Below are 4,269 nucleotides of genomic sequence, written 5' to 3' on the forward strand. Positions count from 1 at the left end.
GCATAGATATGAATATGGGTATGTGCTTTGTCACGGTGGACAAAGCCAATGGCCTGGTGGTTTTGAAGCTTCATCTGCTGCAAAAATTCTTTGGCAATTTCTCCAAGGTCTTTGGAGCTCATGTTCTTCCCATCTTCTATGGTAGGACTGACTATAAAACTCAGGGTGTTATTGGTGCACCGCTGGTTTTGAGGCTGGATGATCTTAAATTCTTCGGTGATTTCTGCAGGATTGTCCCCGGCTAAATGTTCTTTTAGCATCACTTCAGCCTCTTTCTCCTGGTTCCAGCCATAAGCTAAAGAAGCGCCTGTCCTGGAAATGGCATGTCCTTTCCCGATCATTTTTTAAAGTTTTTAAGGTGGTTCCTGATCTCTTCGGCAAGCTGACTTACCGCCACAGCCAGTTTCGGGTCCCGTTTTTTAAACATATTGCTGATGCGGGCAAAGTTGTTTTTGTACTGTACCAGCATCTGGTAAGCTTCCAGTTGCTCCGCAGTAATACGCTCAACAATGTTTCTTTCAAAAGCAGTAGCCCGAAGATATTCTGAAAGGGAAATTCCTGCCCTGGCCGCTCTTCTTTTAAGCAGCTTCTTCTCGTACATTGAGCAGCGGATCTGGATGTATTCCCTTTTCATTTTTTCTTTTAAAAATCTTTGCAACCTCCGGGCGCAAAGCAAGATTTGTCATGACAATGACACATCTTGCTTTGCTTTCCAACTCATAATAAATCCATCGTTTGGCTACCCCTTATTTAAATGTTCGTTGAACGATAACATTCCTTCGAATAGCATTCAATTTTACATTCAGGTCTTTATACTTCTTATATGAGTTACTGCAATCAGTAACATTATCATAAAGTCCTAATACCTCTTTAGTAGCTTTTTCTCCTGCAGGGTCATTATCAAAAAAGAGCATTACTTCCCGGTATTCCGGAATTCTGTTTTTCAAGTCTTTGAGAAAGGAAAGGGAATTAAGAATTATAACATCTGATGCAGTCACCATTTCTTCATTCAAAACTGCCAGGGATAGAAAATCAAACATGCCTTCTGTTACGAGCAGTAGATCCGATGAACGGTCAATAAAACTATACGATTTTGGAGAGGAAGAATTTTTATGATATTTATTCCGAAGTTCACATCCTCCCAGGCAATTTTCTAAGCCTATTGCAAAATACTCCCTGTTGTTCATCCTGTACCAAATTTCTTTACAGTACCTCCGGGCAATTTCAAGAGGAATGTTCCTGCAGCGTAAATAGCCTTTTAAGGCTAAATGTTTTAAAGGTTCTATAGCTATGATTTCAATTTTATTTTCCGAAGGCAATTGTAGTATAGGCACATCAAAAAAAGGAATAATAGTTTCCTCCTCTAGAAATTCCAATGCTTCCTTTACAGAACAGAATTTCATTTCCATGATCAGATCGATAATGGAACCTCCTTTTCCAATCCGAAGTCATACCATAAATTCTTCACTAAAGAGACGTTGAAAGAGGCTTGGGTTTCTGACCGAAGGGGACTCAGAAACCAAGCTTCTTTTTCCGATGTTCTGCTGGGAAAGTGCCCTAATTTTGCAAGCGTTTTTACGATGCAAACATTACGGGCGCTTTCACAGCTCTTAGCTATATTATTCATTCTTTCCATGTTGCTTTTCATTATTTAGAACTACTAAATCTTGTCATTCCCACTTCATCATTATCCTTTGATGAAAAAACGATGAGGAAAACGATGAGGGGGAAAACTCCTGCTATCACTGGGCTTATTTATATTTTCTCATCATTCATCAAAAAAAAAGAAATACTTAGAGATGTTTGCTAATATGATCCTTCCGGGATGACCTGGAATGATGACTTTCTGCTGGGGAAACCTTTAAAAACAAAGCCTTGGCAGCCGTATCATTTTTGCATCAATTCACCAAATTTCTGTTCTTCCCCAAAGCGATGCAGTAAAAATGATTTTGTAACCGTATAGTAGCGTCCCTTCGCCGGCGTTAGTCCGAGACCACCCTCCAGCCACATGATCATTTTCTGATAGCTGAGAGAATTGTCCTGGTTTTTCAGCTTCCAGTCCTTTTTTAAAATCTGTCGCAATTGCGTTAGATCGGTTTTAATCCGGGTGCGGTTTAGAACCTGTAACGCATCCATAGGGCAAACAGCTACTTCTTCCACTTCATAAGTTTCCATAAGGCTTAAGAGGATACTGGCCAGTTCCTTTTCCACCCGGTTTCGGTTATTTTGCATCAAATTTGCTAACGCATCAGTACGTACTTCTTCCGGGGTAAACCACATCCGGGTGCTGTTCCTGGTAGTTAAGGTCCGGTGATCCAAGTAGTACAGAAAAGCCGGAATCTCTGCTTTCAGATCTTCTAGAAAATGTGTTTCTTCTTTTTCCAGGGTAAGAATCTTCAACACCCAAAAACGCGTTTCCTCATGATCGATTTTAATGAAGTTGTCTTCATTGTTGCTGCAGAGGATAAACTTGCTAAAGAATTCCACCTCCCTCTTGTCCTTGCCTTTGGCTTCGAGCTTGTTAAAATCGGTGGTGCTTAGGTATTTGATGCGTTCGGTAAGCTCTTCTTTATTGAAAAGCACTTCATCAATGCAAATAAGAAGTTTGTTAGCCCAGTCAGCATTAAACTGGCTGCTGAAGTTATCATTGGTGAGGTAAGTCAGGTTATTATCAAAAATGGCCTTTAACCATTTAAGGAAAGTGGTCTTACCGGTAACCCTTTCTTTAGAAACCAAGCACAGAATAGGTAACATCTGCAGCGGTTTTAAATATAACAGTTGCAGGTAGTCCAATCCCAGCTCCACCTGGCTCCCAAAGATATGGTTCATAAAGCGCAGGGAGATTTCAACTTTACCTTCCTGCGGGAAATATGGCAAGGGAGAATAGGTATTATAGAACCCATGGCATTCCTGCTTAAAATCTTTATGGCCGGGAAGACAGGTAAAGCCATCATACTTTTTAATGGTGCCTATAAATGCTTTGCCGTGATCATTGCGTAGGGTCTCGATATTCCATGGAACCAGGGTTTCATTAAAACTCCCGGTGATGGTGGGCATCTGCACAATCTTATAATAGCAGGTACCCACCCGGATATAGGATAACTTTTTCATCTTCAAAAATTTTGAAATTAGTTTATACTAAACCTACTTCCGGTTTTTTAGCAGCTTCTGGTTGAACTGCTGTTCAAGGAATTCATCAGAAAGCTCAGGTTCACCCAGCAGCCAGGCATCTATCTTATCCTTGTCAAAAAACTTCTGACGGATATTTGGATTGTTCCCCATAGGGATAAGCCGCAGATGCGTAAGCTTATATATCTTGCTTTTGGAAAGCCCGGTATATTGGGCCAGGTCTTCCACGTTCATTACTTTTTTAGTGTGGGAGAGTAAGTGCTTGATGTCTTCAAGTAAACCCACCACTTCTTTTTGCTCATTCATAACGATTAGGATTAGAATTAAAAATGAGTAAAAGGCCTTTTACATTTTTGCGCAGGACAAACTTATGAAAGCAAATGCCTGTAAAACAATAGGATAACTGAAATAAGAAGGAAATTATGCTATAATTATTCTTTGCCAAGTAGCTGCCGGATGAATTTTCGCTGATTGCGGGAATTAATTTTTTCCTGGTCATTTTTCCAGGTGGAAAAACTGGTCTTTAAGGTGTTTTCTTTTAGCGGCTCATTGTTCATTAAAAAAGATTCTTTGAGTAGATTGAAAAAGCTACGCTTGCGCTCCCCGGTAAGCTCCTGAATTCCTCCAACCACCAGTTCATCAAACAATACAAAAAGGATACGATGATTGGCCGAGTCCCCGCTTTTGTTGCCCATGGTGAAATTGATCTTTTTCCTTACCCGCAGTCCTTTCAAGAGCCGAATGAATTGCTCTCTTGACTCCTTATCAAGATGCAGCAATTCAAACCTTACCTGGAACTTCTTAAGAGGAACCATCTGGAACTCATGGCGGCCGGTTTCCAAATGTTTTTCCGATTCATAAAACACGGCTACCCACACAAGGATCAAAAGCATTATGATAAGAAGGATCAGGAAAGTGAGGTAATTATCAATAATAGCCTGAAGTCCGAAGAAAAGGCTGAAGCTTAGGATACATAGCGCGTAAGTTGATAGCAGGAAAAGAATAAGATTGGTGGAACTTTGCTGCACTTTCTCCTCCATGAAATAATTTATTCCTGACCGCCATCTGGCCAGGACCTTTCCGGCATTAAGAATAAACTTTTCCATGGCAATAGGTTCATTCTAATAAATATAGCCAAAA

At 40.4% G+C, this 4,269-nt stretch carries 6 protein-coding genes; all 6 read right to left on the reverse strand.

The genetic code is table 11. The features are described from left to right. Positions 1-341: relaxase/mobilization nuclease domain-containing protein (locus AB8M93_RS18335; protein ID WP_373060371.1), on the reverse strand; the 341-nt coding region annotated here is incomplete at its 3' end. After that, complete coding sequence (gene mbpA, locus AB8M93_RS18340; protein ID WP_373060373.1) at positions 338-634, reverse strand: mobilization protein MbpA; 297 nt, start codon at positions 632-634, stop codon at positions 338-340. The genes mbpA and AB8M93_RS18335, both read right to left, overlap by 4 nt. A gap of 112 nt (positions 635-746) precedes the next feature. Then, positions 747-1,403 carry a DUF8464 domain-containing protein gene (locus tag AB8M93_RS18345; protein ID WP_373060375.1) on the reverse strand — a complete coding sequence of 219 codons (657 nt, stop codon included), beginning with the start codon at positions 1,401-1,403 and terminating at the stop codon, positions 747-749. 484 nt (positions 1,404-1,887) lie between these two features. Beyond that, positions 1,888-3,111 (reverse strand): primase-helicase family protein, encoded by a 1,224-nt coding sequence (locus tag AB8M93_RS18350; protein WP_373060377.1) that lies wholly within the window; start codon positions 3,109-3,111, stop codon positions 1,888-1,890. Positions 3,112-3,144: 33 nt separating this feature from the next. Continuing rightward, positions 3,145-3,435: a helix-turn-helix transcriptional regulator gene (locus tag AB8M93_RS18355; protein WP_373060379.1), complete on the reverse strand. Its 291-nt coding sequence runs from the start codon at positions 3,433-3,435 to the stop codon at positions 3,145-3,147. 125 nt (positions 3,436-3,560) lie between these two features. After that, positions 3,561-4,235, reverse strand: a complete 675-nt coding sequence (locus AB8M93_RS18360) for a hypothetical protein (protein WP_373060381.1) — start codon at positions 4,233-4,235, stop codon at positions 3,561-3,563. Between the last annotated feature and the right edge of the window lie 34 nt (positions 4,236-4,269).

It is taken from the genome of Autumnicola aciditolerans (assembly GCF_041679265.1).
Taxonomy (GTDB): Bacteria; Bacteroidota; Bacteroidia; order Flavobacteriales; family Flavobacteriaceae; genus Autumnicola.

What these genes read in the sequence shown, in the direction of transcription:
- AB8M93_RS18345 (WP_373060375.1), bottom strand. Translation starts at nt 1,403, where the DNA reads ATGAAATTCTGTTCTGTAAAGGAAGCATTGGAATTTCTAGAGGAGGAA.
- AB8M93_RS18350 (WP_373060377.1), bottom strand. Translation starts at nt 3,111, where the DNA reads ATGAAAAAGTTATCCTATATCCGGGTGGGTACCTGCTATTATAAGATT.
- mbpA (WP_373060373.1), bottom strand. Translation starts at nt 634, where the DNA reads ATGAAAAGGGAATACATCCAGATCCGCTGCTCAATGTACGAGAAGAAG.
- AB8M93_RS18355 (WP_373060379.1), bottom strand. Translation starts at nt 3,435, where the DNA reads ATGAATGAGCAAAAAGAAGTGGTGGGTTTACTTGAAGACATCAAGCAC.
- AB8M93_RS18360 (WP_373060381.1), bottom strand. Translation starts at nt 4,235, where the DNA reads ATGGAAAAGTTTATTCTTAATGCCGGAAAGGTCCTGGCCAGATGGCGG.